Origin of the sequence: Streptomyces durmitorensis (genome assembly GCF_023498005.1) — a bacterium.
GTDB classification, from domain to species: Bacteria; Actinomycetota; Actinomycetes; order Streptomycetales; family Streptomycetaceae; genus Streptomyces; species Streptomyces durmitorensis.
The window spans coordinates 3,984,452-3,999,236 of record NZ_CP097289.1; the positions used below are offsets into that span (position 1 = coordinate 3,984,452).

At 71.1% G+C, this 14,785-nt stretch carries 16 protein-coding genes; 3 read left to right on the plus strand and 13 right to left on the minus strand.

Annotated elements, in window-relative coordinates:
- Positions 1 to 64 precede the first annotated feature (64 nt).
- On the minus strand, positions 65 to 1,594 hold the full coding sequence (locus M4V62_RS17710) for an aldehyde dehydrogenase family protein (protein ID WP_249588237.1): 1,530 nt from the start codon (positions 1,592 to 1,594) through the stop codon (positions 65 to 67).
- A gap of 156 nt (positions 1,595 to 1,750) precedes the next feature.
- On the opposite strand from M4V62_RS17710, the gene M4V62_RS17715 reads away from it, so the two are divergent.
- Positions 1,751 to 2,533: a hypothetical protein gene (locus tag M4V62_RS17715; RefSeq protein ID WP_249588238.1), complete on the plus strand. Its 783-nt coding sequence runs from the start codon at positions 1,751 to 1,753 to the stop codon at positions 2,531 to 2,533.
- Positions 2,534 to 2,544: 11 nt separating this feature from the next.
- On the opposite strand, the gene M4V62_RS17720 is transcribed toward M4V62_RS17715, so the two are convergent.
- Together M4V62_RS17720 and M4V62_RS17725 are read right to left on the minus strand one after the other, a co-directional pair.
- On the minus strand, positions 2,545 to 3,102 hold the full coding sequence (locus M4V62_RS17720) for a hypothetical protein (protein ID WP_249588239.1): 558 nt from the start codon (positions 3,100 to 3,102) through the stop codon (positions 2,545 to 2,547).
- Positions 3,099 to 3,347, minus strand: a complete 249-nt coding sequence (locus M4V62_RS17725) for a helix-turn-helix transcriptional regulator (RefSeq protein WP_249588240.1) — start codon at positions 3,345 to 3,347, stop codon at positions 3,099 to 3,101. The genes M4V62_RS17720 and M4V62_RS17725 overlap by 4 nt, the downstream gene beginning before the upstream one ends.
- An 81-nt stretch (positions 3,348 to 3,428) precedes the next feature.
- Between M4V62_RS17725 and M4V62_RS17730 the strand changes: the two genes are divergently transcribed.
- Positions 3,429 to 3,740, plus strand: coding sequence for a hypothetical protein (locus M4V62_RS17730; RefSeq protein WP_249592885.1), 312 nt, complete (start codon positions 3,429 to 3,431; stop codon positions 3,738 to 3,740).
- 64 nt (positions 3,741 to 3,804) lie between these two features.
- Here the strand turns inward: M4V62_RS17730 and M4V62_RS17735 are convergent, their stop codons facing one another.
- From M4V62_RS17735 to M4V62_RS17780, 10 genes are all read right to left on the minus strand, one after another.
- On the minus strand, positions 3,805 to 4,632 hold the full coding sequence (locus M4V62_RS17735; protein WP_249588241.1) for a chromosomal replication initiator protein DnaA: 828 nt from the start codon (positions 4,630 to 4,632) through the stop codon (positions 3,805 to 3,807).
- Between the two features lie 23 nt (positions 4,633 to 4,655).
- The gene (locus M4V62_RS17740) at positions 4,656 to 5,027 is read right to left on the minus strand and encodes a hypothetical protein (protein ID WP_249588242.1); all 372 of its coding nucleotides are present in this window, start codon (positions 5,025 to 5,027) and stop codon (positions 4,656 to 4,658) included.
- Positions 5,014 to 6,693 carry a hypothetical protein gene (locus M4V62_RS17745; protein WP_249588243.1) on the minus strand — a complete coding sequence of 560 codons (1,680 nt, stop codon included), beginning with the start codon at positions 6,691 to 6,693 and terminating at the stop codon, positions 5,014 to 5,016. The genes M4V62_RS17740 and M4V62_RS17745 overlap by 14 nt, the downstream gene beginning before the upstream one ends.
- 131 nt (positions 6,694 to 6,824) lie before the next feature.
- Positions 6,825 to 7,814, minus strand: coding sequence for a malate dehydrogenase (locus M4V62_RS17750; RefSeq protein WP_249588244.1), 990 nt, complete (start codon positions 7,812 to 7,814; stop codon positions 6,825 to 6,827).
- Between the two features lie 405 nt (positions 7,815 to 8,219).
- On the minus strand, positions 8,220 to 9,395 hold the full coding sequence (locus M4V62_RS17755) for an XRE family transcriptional regulator (protein ID WP_249588245.1): 1,176 nt from the start codon (positions 9,393 to 9,395) through the stop codon (positions 8,220 to 8,222).
- Positions 9,396 to 9,725: 330 nt separating this feature from the next.
- Entirely contained in the window at positions 9,726 to 10,067 is a 342-nt protein-coding gene (locus M4V62_RS43745; protein WP_344646416.1) for a hypothetical protein, read from the minus strand.
- Positions 10,068 to 10,374: 307 nt separating this feature from the next.
- On the minus strand, positions 10,375 to 11,061 hold the full coding sequence (locus tag M4V62_RS17765) for a response regulator (protein ID WP_249588246.1): 687 nt from the start codon (positions 11,059 to 11,061) through the stop codon (positions 10,375 to 10,377).
- On the minus strand, positions 11,062 to 12,216 hold the full coding sequence (locus tag M4V62_RS17770; protein WP_249588247.1) for a sensor histidine kinase: 1,155 nt from the start codon (positions 12,214 to 12,216) through the stop codon (positions 11,062 to 11,064).
- A 184-nt stretch (positions 12,217 to 12,400) separates the two neighbouring features.
- Complete coding sequence (locus M4V62_RS17775; RefSeq protein ID WP_249588248.1) at positions 12,401 to 12,961, minus strand: DUF3017 domain-containing protein; 561 nt, start codon at positions 12,959 to 12,961, stop codon at positions 12,401 to 12,403.
- Between the two features lie 19 nt (positions 12,962 to 12,980).
- On the minus strand, positions 12,981 to 13,847 hold the full coding sequence (locus M4V62_RS17780; protein ID WP_249588249.1) for a bifunctional methylenetetrahydrofolate dehydrogenase/methenyltetrahydrofolate cyclohydrolase: 867 nt from the start codon (positions 13,845 to 13,847) through the stop codon (positions 12,981 to 12,983).
- A 266-nt stretch (positions 13,848 to 14,113) separates the two neighbouring features.
- Here M4V62_RS17780 and M4V62_RS17785 point away from each other — a divergent pair, with 266 nt between their 5' ends.
- On the plus strand, positions 14,114 to 14,743 hold the full coding sequence (locus M4V62_RS17785; RefSeq protein ID WP_249588250.1) for a hypothetical protein: 630 nt from the start codon (positions 14,114 to 14,116) through the stop codon (positions 14,741 to 14,743).
- Positions 14,744 to 14,785: the final 42 nt, after the last annotated feature.

Consider the following 14,785-nt stretch of genomic DNA (forward strand, 5'->3'; position numbering starts at 1 on the left):
ACTTCGGACATACGTGCGCGGGGGCGGGACTGCCGCCCCCGCGCACGCCTCTACGTGTCGGGCCTCAGCCCGCGAACCAGCGGACCGGCTGCGGTGCGAGGTTCTGGTAGATGTGCTTGGACTCGCGGTACTCGGCGAGTCCGGCGGGTCCGAGCTCGCGCCCGACGCCGCTCTTGCCGAAGCCGCCCCACTCCGCCTGCGGCAGGTAGGGGTGGAAGTCGTTGATCCAGACCGTGCCGTGGCGCAGGCGCCGGGCCATGCGGCGGCCGAGGCCCGCGTCGTTGGTCCAGACGGCGCCCGCGAGGCCGTACTCGGTGTCGTTGGCGAGCGCGACGGCCTCGTCCTCGGTGCGGAAGGTCTCGACGGTCAGGACCGGGCCGAAGACCTCTTCGCGCACGACGCGCATCTCGCGGTGGCACTGGTCGAGCACGGTCGGCTCGTAGAAGTAGCCGGTGGCGGGGCGCGTCTCGCTCGGCTCGGGGCGCTTGCCGCCGGTGCGCAGGACCGCGCCCTCCTCCAGGGCGGACGCGACGTACGCCTCGGTCTTCTCGCGCTGCTGCTGCGAGACGAGCGGGCCGCACTCGACGCCGTCCTCGGTGCCGCGGCCGAGCCTGATGCGGCTTGCGCGGCGGGCGAGTTCGGCGACGAAGCGCTCGCGCACCGACTCCTCGATGATGAGGCGGCCACCGGCGGAGCAGACCTGACCGCTGTGGATGAAGGCGGCGTTGAGTGCCTGGTCGACGGCGGTGTCGAAGCCCTCTTCGGTGGCGCAGGCGTCGGCGAAGACGACGTTCGGGTTCTTGCCGCCGAGTTCGAGGGCGACCTTCTTGACGCCGAGCGCCGCGGCCTGGGCGACCTTGGTGCCGGAGACGAGGCCGCCGGTGAAGGAGACCAGGTCGACGTCGGGGTGGTCGGACAGGCGCGCGCCGACGGTGTGGCCGGGCCCCGTCACGATGTTGGCGACACCGGCCGGGAGGCCCGCCTCGACGAGCAGCTCGATCAGCGCGACCGTCGTCAGCGGAGTGACCTCACTCGGCTTGATGACGAAGGTGTTGCCCGCGGCGAGCGCGGGGGCGACCTTCCAGCTGGCCTGAAGGAGCGGGTAGTTCCACGGCGTGATCATCGTGCAGACGCCGACCGGCTCGTGCACGACGACGCTGTGGATGTCGTCGGACCCCGCGTCGACCACGCGGCCCGCGCCCTCGCCGATCACCAGGTCGGCGAAGTACCGGAAGGCGTCGGCGACGCAGTCGACGTCGACACGGCCCTCCTCGACGGTCTTGCCCGCGTCGCGGCTCTCCAGGAGCCCGATCTTCTCCCGGTCGCGTACGAGGAGGTCCGCGACGCGGCGCAGCAGCGCGGCCCGTTCGGCGACGGGCGTGGCCGGCCACGGTCCGTGATCGAAGGCCTCGCGTGCGGCGGCGATGGCCGCGTCGGTGTCCTCGGTGCCGCCCTCGGCGATCAGTGCGAACGGCTTGGCATCCGCCGGGTCGAGGATCTCGCGCGTGGCGCCGGAGAGGGCGTTACGCCACTCTCCGCCCACATGGATGGTCTGTTGTGCGGACACGTCCCGTTTGCCTTCCGTTCCTGTCATACGCCCCGCCTGTCACTCGCGGTAGCCGGGTCCACCTGCCCTGACGTGAAGAAACCATGCGCATTACATAACTGAAAGTGCGCTGTGTCACTGCGCGTGCAGGCACCTGGGGCGAAACGTACGCTCGAAGAGGGGTTTATCCCTGGAGGTGGCGCTATGCGCGGAATATCCAAGAGGCACGCCTGGGGCACCGCGGCCTGTACGGCGGCCTGCACGGCGGCCGCGCTCCTGGTCGCACCGTCTGTCGCGCTCGCCGACACGGAGGATCTGAGCGCACAGGAGATCTCCGACAAGGCGGAGAAGGAGCTGCTGGACGCCAAGTCGGTGCACCTGAAGCTGGAGCAGAAGGGCCCGGACACCGACAGCGCCGAGCCGGTCTCCATGGACCTCACCCTGGACCAGGACGACAACTGCGTCGGCTCGCTGCGCATGGCCGACGACGGCGGCAGCCTGGAGCTGATCAAACAGGGCGAGAAGGTGTGGATGAAGCCCGACCTCGCCTTCTGGAAGGCCCAGCTCCCCGGCGGCCAGGGCGAGGCAGCCGCCGAAGTCGTCGGGGACCGCTATCTCTACGGCACGACCGACGACGCCCTGCTCAAGGACATGGCCGGGGTCTGCGACCTGAACGCGATCCAGGACGAGGTCAAGGACAAGTCGGACGACAACACGGCCCTGAAGAAGGGCGAGACGACCAAGGTCGACGGCACCCCCGCGATCCCCGTCTCCGGCAGGGAGGACGGCAAGACCACCACGCTGTACGTCGCGACCGAAGGCACTCCGTACCTGGTCAGGGCCACGGAGAAGGGCGAAGGGACCGACTCGACGCTGACGCTCGGCGACTACGACAAGCCGGTCCCGTCGAAGACTCCGTCGGAGGAGGACTCCGTGGACGTGTCCCAGCTGCAGGGCCAGGTGACGGACAAGCCGAACACCTACTGAAGGCCGGACACCTACGGAATCTCGTCCAGACCCTCGGGGTCGAGGTCCGCGGGCTCGTCCTGCACGGCGAGCCCGGCCACCCACAGCGGCATCAGCCAGTGCACGACGAACGCGGTGAAGAGCACGGGGAAGAGCAGCCCCTCGGCGCCCCACCCCTGGTAGGCAGCGATCCCCGCGCCGACGGCGGCCGCGAGGAGCAGCCACTGCATCACCTGGCGGGCACGCGCCGCGACCCGGACCCGCTCCGCGCGCTGCCGCTCGTCGAGGGCGCGTTCGCGCAGTTCGAGCAGGCCGCGCGTGGCGCCGTTGATGACGCCGGTGGCGACACACCACGGCAGCAGGAGGCCGAGCATCGTCCACATCGCCCAGCGCTGATCGCCGACGACCGTGAGCAGCCAGGCCGCGACGCTCGCCACGGTCAGGGTGATGTGGGCGCCGACCGCGAGCCGCCTGCGCACGGCGGTGGCGTACATCGGCGCCGCCTCGCGCCGGTTCATGAGCGCGAGCATCCGGCGGTCGTACCCCGTCATCCGCTGCGTCGACTTCTCCCGCACCTGCTGGCCCGTCATCCCTGACTCCTCCCGTAGACCTCGTCCGTGAGCGGGCGGAACGGCTCCAGGGAGAACAGCGCCTCCACCGGAAGGCCGAAGAACGCCGCGATCTTCAGCGCCAGGTCGAGGCTCGGGTTGTACTGCCCGCGCTCGATGTAGCCGATGGTCTGGTAGTGGACCCCCACCGCCTCGGCCAGGCTCTGGCGCGACACCTTCCGCTCCGCGCGCACCATCGCCAACCTGTTGTGCACCTGCTCACTCATGTATAAGAAGTACTACATTCAAGAGCAAGCATGCAATGGCGATACGCAGGGCGATACGCATATGGACAGGAAGTGGGCACCATGTTCGGCAAGCGGGGAGTCTCGGTGGTAGTGCTGCGGGACGCGGACGTGATCGCGGAGGCGCTGCGGGACGCACTGTCGAGTGCGGGCGAGGCGGAACGGCCCGGCCTCGAACGCGCCGCCGCACTCGTAGCGGAGGCCTCGCGGACCACGGAGGCGGAGCTGCGCGGCCGGTGGACACGCCAACGTCTCACGGATGCCGGTCACGAGGGCCCAGTGGACTCGGTGGCGGCGATCAAGGCACTGCGCCAGGCGGAACCGGGCCTGAGCCTGCTGGCGGCGGTACAGCTGACGAAGGAGGCAGCGGCGTAAACGTCCCTCTGCACCCTCGGCCGACCGTCCCGACCGGACCCGCGGACAGCAGGTCGCGCGCTGGTCACCGGCCGGGCCTTGGCAGGAAGCAGTCCAGGGCGATCTTCGACCTGCTTTGCTGTAGCGGCCACTCGTCGGCGGGTCCGTCGACGAGGACGGCGTACTGAGGGCCGGCGTTCTCGGTCATGAACGCCCAGTCCATGACTCTCCGACGCTCGCGGTCATCCGGACTGTCGTACGTGAAGGACAGCATGGACGTGATGTCGTTGAATTCGACCAGCTTGTCCTGCCGGTAGCCGGGGAGGGGGTCGTCGCCCCCCTTGAGGGCCTCGGACGTGCGGCGCAGCGCCTCGTACGGAGTCATCTCCAGGCCCGAGGGAGTGGAGACCTGCAGCCACGAGCTCCCGTCCGGCGAGTGGTAGTAGACCTGCACTCCCTCGGTACTGCGCACCCAGCCGCGCGGCACGGCGGTCGCGAAGCCCTTGGGGTCCTTCCGCATCTCGTAGCCCTCCGGCACCGGGCTCGCCCGGTTTCCGGGGAGAGGCGTCGGGGCGGAGGCGCTCGCCCGGTCTCCGGGGCCGGACGTCGGGGCGGAGGCGCTCACCGCGGGACGGCCGTCCGCCCGGCCGTTCCCGCCGTCGTCCCGGCCCCACACCAGCCAGCTGCCGCCCAGACCGCAGGCAACCAGGGCGCCCACCACGACGACGACGGCCAGATGCCTGCGGCGCGGACGGCCGCTCGGCGGGCCGTACCCGGGGAAGCGCTCCCCCGGAGCCCTCGGAGCCCCCGGAACCCCCGAGGCCCCCCGCCCGTCAGGATTCCGCGGCGGCACCGGCTCCACGGAGGGGTCCACGCCCGGCTCCCAGCGCTGGGTCTCGGTGTTCCAGTGCACGGGATCACCGTGCCCGCTCATGGTCAGCCGCCCAACAGCGCGCGCACCGACTCGGCGACCGCCGCGCCCGACGCCAGGGCCCCGATTCCGGTGCCCGCGTCCGCCAGAGCCGTCCGCAGCCGGGCGAGCCTGCCAGGACCGGCGCCGCCCGGCGACGCGATCTCGGCCTCGGCGGCAGCCAGTTCGGCGTCAAGGGCGGTGGTCCGGCCGTCGACGGCCGCACGCCTCAGGTCCTCGCGCAGCCTCCGTACGGCGGACAGCAGTTCCTCCTGGGCCCGGTCGCGCACCGGACCTCCGGCCTCGTAGTACGTCACCTCGTTGCCGTCACCGATCGCGAAAGCGCCTTCCACACTGCCGATATGGATGCCCGCGCCGCGTTCCTCAGGTGCTCCCATGGTCTCCCCCACTCCGGTGCGCCGCCGTCGTGGCGGTCGCTCCACCGGTGTTACTGACGACGGTGTTCTGATTGCCGATGGCCAGGGCACCCACCGTGCCGATGCTCAGCGTGCCGATGGCGAGGTCGATCTTCTGCTCGAACTCCTCGGTCTGCCAGCCCGCTTCGGACAGCGCCCGCCGCACCCCGACCGCCACCCGGTCCTGGATGGACTTGAGGTAGCGGCTGACGTCCATCTCCTGGAAGAGCGAGGCCTCGTCGTCCGAGCCGAGCTCCCGCACGGACGCCCACGGACCGTCGGCGAGTGCCTTCCCATGGCCGCCGGAGGCGATCCGCCACAGCACCCCCGACGCCCGCCACATCGTCACCAGGGCGCTCACGGCCGAGGCCGGCACCCGGCCAAGCGCCCAGACCGCCTTGCCGAAGTGGCTGTTGTGCCGGTACCGGTAGGCGGCCCGATCGGCGTACTGGTACAACTGCCGCACCGGGCGCAGCACATGGGGGGCGACCTCCAGCATCAGCATCCCGCCCTGGGTGTGGGCCCGGACGAACACCGTCGTGACCACCTCCTCGTCCCAGCCGCCGACCCTGACCCGCAGAAAGTGCCGCCGGGTCTCCCCGCCCTCCTCGACCGACCGGAAGCGGTGCTCCTCGAACGCCTCGGGTGCGTACGGCGCTTGGGACCTGCGCGGCAGCCCATCCGCCGGCAGGAACACCACCTCGTCGATCTCCAGCTCACGCAGCCGGTCGCGCACGGCCAGGGCGCGATAGGGCGCACCGTGCGGGGACGGCACACGCAACGCCTCGAGGAGCGGGACGATGTGGCCCAGGATCACCGTGTTGTCCACGGGCTCGGGCTGGGCTCCCTCACGCGGCCGCAGCTCCACCGACAGGGACCACGGCGCGTACGGCGTGCCCGCCCCGCAGAAGGGGGCCGCCGCGCGGTACATCACCAGGCGCGCCCGCTGCTCGACGTGGATACGGCGGCGCAGCCGGTGGAAGCGCTCCCCCTCCGCCTGCTCGGCCGGGTCGGCGGTGAGATCGGGGAACCGGGCCCTGGACAGCTCACCGGTCAGCGCCTTGGCGAACTGGCCGCCCTGTGCCGCCACCACCCAGGCCATCAGGAGGGGCAGGGCGAGGGCGAACCACGCCAGGGCCGGTTCCGCTCCCTCGATGCCGAGAAGACCGCCGCTGCCCCCGGCGGCGATGCCGAGGAGCAACAAGATCACGAAGACGAGCAACGCCCGTCCGCCCCAGCGCAACTGCCACGCCACGACACGCCGGAACAGGGAGGGGCGCCTGGCGGCCCCCCGAACCCACCCTGCGAGGACGAGCATCGCGAAGGACGGCAGATAGAAGAGGGCCAGCCCTCGGGTGAGGGGCAGGGCCGCGATCCACATCAACAGGATCACGAGCGCCCAGCCGAACTCGACGCGCCGGGCGCGCAGCGCGTGGGCGAGCACGCGGGTGGCGTCGATGCCGAGCGAGGGGGCGGCGATGCGCTCCTCATGGACGTACAGCTCGTCGATCACCGCTTCCCGGAAGCCGACGTCGACGTAGGCGCCCGCGCACAGGAGCCGGGTCGCATCGCTCGCGCTCGGGGCTGTCGGCTGAGGTACGTAGGTAGGTGTCAACGGGCCCCCGATGTGCTGACTGCCTTCGCCCATGGGCGAGTTGGAACAGGCAGTGGTCTCAGCGTAGGGGCCGTCAGCCCCCGTGTCGTACGCCAATAAGACCGACCCCCGGCCGCCAGAAGGCTGCCGGGGGTCGCGTCACGTACTGACGGGGAACGCTCGCTTTAGATCAGACCGAGACCGCGGACCGCGTCGCGCTCCTCGGTGAGCTCCTGCACCGACGCGTCGATGCGCGTGCGCGAGAAGTCGTTGATCTCCAGGCCCTGGACGATCTCGTACTTGCCGTCCTTGGTGGTGACGGGGAAGGAGGAGATGAGGCCCTCCGGAACGCCGTACGAACCGTCCGACGGGATGCCCATGGAGGTCCAGTCACCGGCGGCCGTGCCGTTCACCCACGTGTGGACGTGGTCGATGGCGGCGTTGGCGGCCGAGGCGGCCGAGGACGCGCCACGGGCCTCGATGATCGCGGCGCCGCGCTTGGCGACGGTCGGGATGAAGTCGTCGGCGAGCCAGGACTGGTCGCTCACGACGTCCGCGGCGTTCTTGCCGGCGATCTCCGCGTGGAAGATGTCGGGGTACTGGGTGGCCGAGTGGTTGCCCCAGATGGTGAGGCGCTTGATGTCGGAGACCGGGGCGCCGGTCTTCTTCGACAGCTGCGACAGCGCGCGGTTGTGGTCCAGGCGGGTCATCGCGGTGAAGCGCTCGGCCGGTACGTCCGGGGCCGCGGCCTGCGCGATGAGCGCGTTCGTGTTGGCCGGGTTGCCGACGACGAGGACCTTGATGTCGTCCGCGGCGTTGTCGTTGATGGCCTTGCCCTGCGGCTTGAAGATGCCGCCGTTGGCCTCGAGCAGGTCGCCGCGCTCCATGCCCTTGGTGCGGGGGCGGGCGCCGACGAGGAGGGCGACGTTGGCGCCGGAGAAGGCGACGTTCGGGTCGTCGCTGATCTCGATCGAGTTCAGCAGCGGGAAGGCACAGTCGTCGAGCTCCATGGCGGTGCCCTCGGCGGCCTTCAGGGCCGGCGTGATCTCGAGCAGTCGCAGGTTGACCGGCACGTCCGCGCCGAGCAGGTGGCCCGAGGCGATGCGGAAGAGCAGCGCGTAGCCGATCTGGCCGGCCGCGCCGGTGACGGTGACATTCACGGGAGTGCGGGTCATGGCGATCTCCGTAAGACAGCTGGCGGTGGGGGTCCCTGCCCCTTGTGCTGGATCCCCTGCCGACGCCCTCGTCGATCGCCTCTCGATGATCGATCTCTTGGCATCAAGAGAGATCCGCCGCCAGGCTATCGCGCCCCGCCGACCCCCGAACCACGGGAGGGTGTGGCCCACCCCACAAAGGTCCGTCCTGGCTGGCCGGCGGCGGTCCTGAGCCCCCGTTCGGCGCACGCGCCCCGGGTCCGCGAAATTTCTGCGAAATCGACAGGCATGGCTCGTGCGAGTCCGGGCACACGGACCAGTACCCCCACGGGAGTGGTCACACCCCCGGGCGGCCGCCACGCTCCCCCCTGAGGTGGTGGCCGCCACCTCCCGGGGGTCATCCCTCGGGCCCGCCCCGGACGGCGCCTACTTCGTGCAGCCGGTCTGGCCGGCCTTGAGCGTCGCGCACGCCTTGGCGGAAGCATCGTCCTTGACGGCCACCATCGGTGTGTAGGCGTCGAAGTCCGCGTTCACGGTTCCCTTCTGCTCGGCGCCCCCGGCGCCCGAGATGGTCACCTTGTCGCCCTGCGCCGCCTGCGTGATCCGCGCCCACGCCGCCCCGCACGTCTTGCTGTAGCGGACCTCGATCAGCGCCTTGCCCACCGTCTGGCGCGCCGTCGTGCCGGCCAGCTCGCCGCCGCAGCCCATGGTCTCCGGGTCCTTGCCGGTGCAGCTCTTGCCGCTGCACTCGACGCCCGCGGGCAGGTCCTTGTCGCTCGTGCTCGGCGACGCCGGCGGCTTGGCGCTCTCGTCGCCCTTGTCGTCCTTGCCGAAGTCCGTCAGGAAGACGGCGGCGGCTATGACGACGAGCGCGCCGACGACGCCCGCGAGGAACATCGTCAGCTTCCTGCGCCGCCGCTGCCGGTCGGGCGAGTCCCCGCCCTGGCCCGGCTCGTGCGCACCGGGCGGGCCGAAGACCATTCCCTGGTCGCCGCCGCCCCCGGCCGCGTACGACGGCGACTGCGGCGGCACCGTGGGCGAGACGCCCGCGGGGCCCGCGACCCCGGTGACGCTCCCGCCGGGACGGCCGGAACGGTGGGAGCCGCTGGGCTGGTCGGAACGGCCGGGACGGTCGGGACGGTCGGCGGAATCGACACCGGTGCCCGCACCGGCACCAGGGCCCGTGCCGGCGCCCGCGCCCGCGCCCGCCGCGCCGTTGCGCGCCGTACCGCCACCGCCCTTGCTCTTGGGCGGATTGGGCCCCAGCTCTCCGAGCGCGGCCCGCGCCTGGGAGATCCGGATCGCCTGCATGGTCATGTCGTGCCGCATCTCGGAGCGGCTCCAGGCGCGCTCGGCGAGTTCCCACATGGTGATGAGGTGAACGGGGTTGGTGCCCGTCACCTCGGCAAGCGCGACGATCGCACCCTTCGGAGCGAGCAGTCGCCCGTTCAGATAGCGCTCCCACGACGTCTTGCTGTACCCGGTGCGGTCCGACACCGCGGCGATGCTCAGACCGCTCCGGTCGACCAGCCTGCGCAGCTGACTGGCGAACTCCCTGACCTGCGGATCGAGCTCATCCGGTAGTGCCTTCCAACGAGGCATTACTCCCCCTATTCCCCCCGTACGTGCCAACGTGCCCCCGCGCGTGGTGCCCCCCGCTCTGCCCATGGGGCAGCTCCCGCTGCTCCTGTCATGGGCTACCCAGAGGGATGCCAAAAGTCAGGATGTCAGTTCCCGGACGGGGGGCGCACGGGAGCAGTTCGGGCCACTGGCGTGCACCGTCGCACTCCATGCGGTCCAACGTCCAGTGTCCCACCGCAGTCGGGGTCCACGATGCGGAACCCCTGGGAGCGACCTGGGACGCCCCAAAGCATCCTGATTGCACGGCTTGACCCTTTTGCGCGATGCCCCCGCCGCCACGTCGTGACGGCCCTACAGAATGAAGTACCGCAGCAGCCCCTCCAGCAGTGCCATGAGGACGAGGAACGTCGTGACCCCGGCGGTGGAGCGCCACGTCCACGACGAGCGGGCACGTGACGGCGGCCGTGGCCTTCTCGGTCGGGTAGAGGGAACGCCCTCGCCCGCCTTGCTCAGTACGACACCCGGAGCGGACCCCGCATCGCCCGCCCCGCCCCGCGGCCACGCGCGGACGGCCATCTCCCAGTGCGCGCAGAGCCGTTCGCCGTCCTCCCCCGCCACCCGGCACAGCTCCGCGACCGCCTGCCGGGGCGGTGGCCGCCTGCCGCTGAGGTAACGCTGCCAGGCAGCACTCATGCTTCACCCCCAGCATGTGCCCAGTTTGCCCCCATGACGGCTGCGCGACCCGAAGTGGTTCCTTCCGCGCGGGGCGGCCCTCTGTTGCGGGCCGAGAACACCGTTGCGGAATGGTCACCTCCATGCCACAGGGGCAACCCATCCCTTGTACGGAGTTGGCGGGGGCATGACGCTGGATCCCGTTGGAACGGCCCCCCACGAACCGGCGGCGCTCGTCCTCCCACGGGGGAGAGGACGGGCGCCGTCTTCTTGTCCGGCGGGGCTTCTTGTCCGCCGGGCTCCTGTCACCGGGCTCCTGTCCGCCAGGTCAGCGGTCGCCGCAGCCCGGCGTGACGAGGCCCGTCTCGTACGCCACCACCACGGCCTGCGCCCTGCTGTCCAGGTCGAGTTTGGACATCGTCCGGTTGAGGTGGGTCTTGACGGTGGCCTCGCTGATGTACAGGCGGTCGGCGATGTCCGCGTTGGACAGACCCGCGGCGATCAGCTTCAGGACCTCGACCTCGCGCAGGGTCAACGCCCGCAGGTCCGGCGGCGGTTCGGCGGAGTCACCGGCCGCCGCGGCACCGGCCTGCCGCGCGAAGGCCTCGACGAGGCGGCAGGTGACACTGGGCGCGAAGAGCGCGTCGCCGCCGCCGACGGCGGCCACCGCGGCGAGCAGGCGCTCGGGCCCGGAGTCCTTGAGCAGGAATCCCGAAGCCCCGGCCCGCAGCGCCCCGTACACGTACTCGTCGAGGTCGAACGTGGTCAGGATCAGTACGCGCGGCGGCGGTTCGGGCGCCTCGGCGAGGATCTTCTCGGTGGCCACGATGCCGCTCATGCCGGGCATCCGGATGTCCATCAGGATCACGTCGGGCCGGGTCGTCGCGGCGAGCTCGACCGCCTCGGCGCCGTCACCCGCCTCACCCACGACCTCGATGCCGGGCGCGGCACGCAGCAGCCCCACGAGACCGGCCCGGATGAGGAACTGGTCGTCGACCACGAGCACCCTGGTCATCTAAGTCGCGCCGTCCCCCTGCGATGCGGCCTGCGCGGAGGTCGGCAGGGTCAGGCGCACGGCGAACCCTCCCTCGCTCAGCGGACCGATGCTGATCGTCCCGCCGTAGAGCTTGGCCCGCTCCCTCATCCCAATCAACCCGTGACCGCTCCCCGTGACCACTCTGTCCGGAATCACCCCCTCTCCGTCATTGGTCACCGAGACCGTCACATGGTGTGTCTCGTAACGCAGTTCGACCACCGCGCCGGCCCCTCGCGCGTGCTTCAGTACGTTGGTCAGGGCCTCCTGCACCACGCGGTACGCGCAGAGTTCGATGCCGGGTGCGAGCTGTCGCCGAGCCCCCTCGACGCGCAGCTCGACAGCGACTCCCCCGGCCCGCACCCGCTCGACCATCTCGCCGAGCCGCGCGAGACCGGGCATCGGGGCGTCGGGCGCGCCGTCGCCGTCCTCCCGTGCCCGCAGCACGCGCAGCATGCGCCGCAGCTCCTCCAGCGCCTCGCCGCTGGTGCCGGAGATGGTGGAGAGCGCGGCGTGGGCGGTGGCCGGATCCGAGGCGAAGACGAACTTCGCGAGGCCCGCCTGCACGGATATCACCGACATGTGGTGGGCGACCACGTCGTGCAACTCCCGTGCGATGCGCCCGCGTTCCTCGGCCACCTCGCGCCGCGCCCGCTCGTCCTGCTCGCGCTTGAGCTGCCGGGCCAGTTCGGCGGAGCGGCGCGCGACGTACCCGAACCGCCAGATCACCAGGGGGAATCCGATGGCCTGCCCGACCACGGACGGCATCGCCGCACCCTCGCTCACCACGCCCGCGTAGATCCAGACGGCGCTCATCAGGACGGCGCAGGGGACGGAGACGCGGGCGGGCCGCAGGGACGCGACCGTGTAGACCATGAGCATGGGCGCGAAGGTGTTCACGACGGGCCAGTAGCCGACGGTGACGTACCCGATCCACACCACGTGCACCAGGAGCAGGACCGCGAGCGGCGCCCTGGAGCGGAACACGACCGGCAGATTGACGAGCGCCACCAACGCGTAGCCCAGAGCGTCGAGTTCGGGCCACCTCTCCCGAGCGGACTCCTGCCCGAGGAGCACGGCGACCGTGGTCAGGGCGACCGCGATCGACGTGTCGGCGACGAGGGGGCGGATCCGCATCGCCGCAGCGTAGCCCCGGTGCGGGCACAGGTACGTCAAACCACCGCGGTACAGCGGAAGTTGCAGGAACCACGGGCGCACTCCGCAGGGCGCGCCCGAACCTCAACCCGGCACGGGACGACTCCCCCGCCCCACCGCCGTAACTTCTTGCCCGGGGCCGCCGGCCACGTCGTACGACCGCCTGTTACGTGGTGATCGTCCGGTGCAAGGTGTCGCCCAGGAACGGGATCTCCAGCCACGGATTGGGCTGCGCCATCATCGCGAGGAGCACGATGGCCACGCCGAGCACGCCGTACGTGACCATGTCCGTGAAGCGCGAACGCACCGCCAGCATGCCGACGCCGGGCAGCGCCCACCGCATGAAGGCACCCGCGATCAGCGCGAGGCCGATCAGTATCGTGCCGACGCGGAACACGTCGAAGGCCGTGAGCAGCAGCCCGAGCCCCACCGTCGAGAGCACGCTGAGCAGCGGCCACTGCCGGGCGGGCGCGGGGGCGTCGCCGGGCGCGGCCCTGCCGCCGCCCTCGGGCCGCGCGGTGTCCCGGGTCAGGAGCGGGAAGCGCCGCGTGGTCTTCTTCGGCCCGTCGGGACCGGGGGCGCTGACGGCGCCCTTGGCCTCGGCGTCCTCCACGGCCTTCGGGGCCTCCACGGTCTCCGGGGCCTCCGGGGCCTCCGGGGCCTCCGGGGCCTCCGGGGCCTCCGGAGCGTCGGCCGGCGATGCCCCTTGCTCAGGTTCTGCGCTCATGGGCTTCACCCTTCCCGGTTCAGCTCGCGGCGGCGGACGCGGCGCGCTCGGCGGCCTCGACGACGTTGACGAGCAGCTGGGCGCGCGTCATCGGGCCGACGCCGCCGGGGTTCGGCGAGATCCAGCCGGCGACCTCGCCGACGCCCGGGTGCACATCGCCGACGATCTTGCCGGACTCGTCGCGCGAGACGCCGACGTCCAGGATCGCGGCGCCCGGCTTCACGTCCTCGGGCTTGATCAGGTGCGGGACGCCCGCGGCGGCCACGATGATGTCGGCCTTCCTCAGGTGGTAGGCCAGGTCACGGGTGCCGGTGTGGCACTGGGTCACCGTGGCGTTCTCCGAGCGGCGGGTGAGCAGGAGCGGCATCGAGCGGCCGATGGTCACACCGCGGCCGACGACCACGACCTCGGCGCCGTTGATCTCCACGCCGTGCTTGCGGAGCAGCGTGATCACGCCGTTCGGCGTGCAGGGCAGCGGCGCGGGCTCGTTCAGGACGAGGCGGCCGAGGTTCATCGGGTGCAGGCCGTCGGCATCCTTGTCCGGGTCCATCAGTTCGAGGACGCGGTTCTCGTCGATGCCCTTGGGCAGCGGGAGCTGCACGATGTAGCCGGTGCAGGCCGGGTCGTCGTTGAGCTCGCGGACGACGGCCTCGATCTCGTCCTGCGTCGCCGTGGCGGGCAGCTCGCGCTGGATGGAGGCGATGCCGACCTGCGCGCAGTCGCGGTGCTTCCCGGCGACGTACTTCTGGCTGCCCGGGTCGTCACCGACCAGAACAGTCCCGAGGCCGGGCGTGAAGCCCCTCTCCTTCAGGGCCGCCACGCGGACGGTCAGTTCGGACTTGATCGCGGCTGCGGTGGCCTTGCCATCGAGAATCTGGGCGGTCATGACTCCATCTTCCCGGATGAGACCCGCCCGGTACCAATCAGGGCGCCGTCGCGGCCCGGCTGTGTCCCAGCTGTGTCCCGAGACCTGACCAGCTCTGTTGCACTTGCACAACACATAGGGAATGCGGCTGGACAAATAAGCCTGGCCTAAAGAACGATATGCGGCACAGTGCCGCGGGCAGTGTCGGGGGGACGGACCGCATCTGTAGAACTTTCCTCCGTGATGTGCCGCGTCGTCCCCGCATTACCCGACGGAGGAAGACCGCCATGAGTTACGGCGACCCGAACAACCCTTACGGGCAGCCGCCCCAGCAGCCCCCGGCCGCTCCCGGGTACGGCTATCCCCAGGCCCCGCCCGGTGTCCCGCCGCAGCAGGGCTACGGCTACCCGCAGCAGCCGGCCTACCCCGGCTACCCGGGCGGCGGCGGCAACATGATGCAGCAGTCGATGCCGGGGCTTCTGGTCACCGCGCGCGTCTTCCTGTTCCTGATCTCGGCCGTGCAGATCATCCTGGCGATCGTCTACCTCTACCTGGGTGCGATCGCGAGCGACGCCGGTGACAGCGGTGAAGACCTTGGCCTGAGCGGCATGAGCGACGCCGGTGACGCGGTCGCCGGTATCGCGATCATCGCCGCTCTCATAGCGGCCGCTCTCGGGACCCTGTCCATCACGCTCGGCGTGAAGTTCAGCCGCGGTGGTCAGGGCGTCCGGATCACCACGGTCGTCTACGGCGCGCTCGGTGGCATCGTCGGTCTGATCGGCCTCTTCGTCGGCCTCGACTCCGGTCTCGCGACCGCCATCATCGGCCCGCTGATCTGGGTCACCTTCGCCGTCATCATCACGATCGCCCCGGTCGTGCCGAGCGGCACCGCGTGGTTCAACCGCCCCCGCTACTGAGGCGGGCGGCAACCGCGCCGCACAAGCCATTCACACCCACGG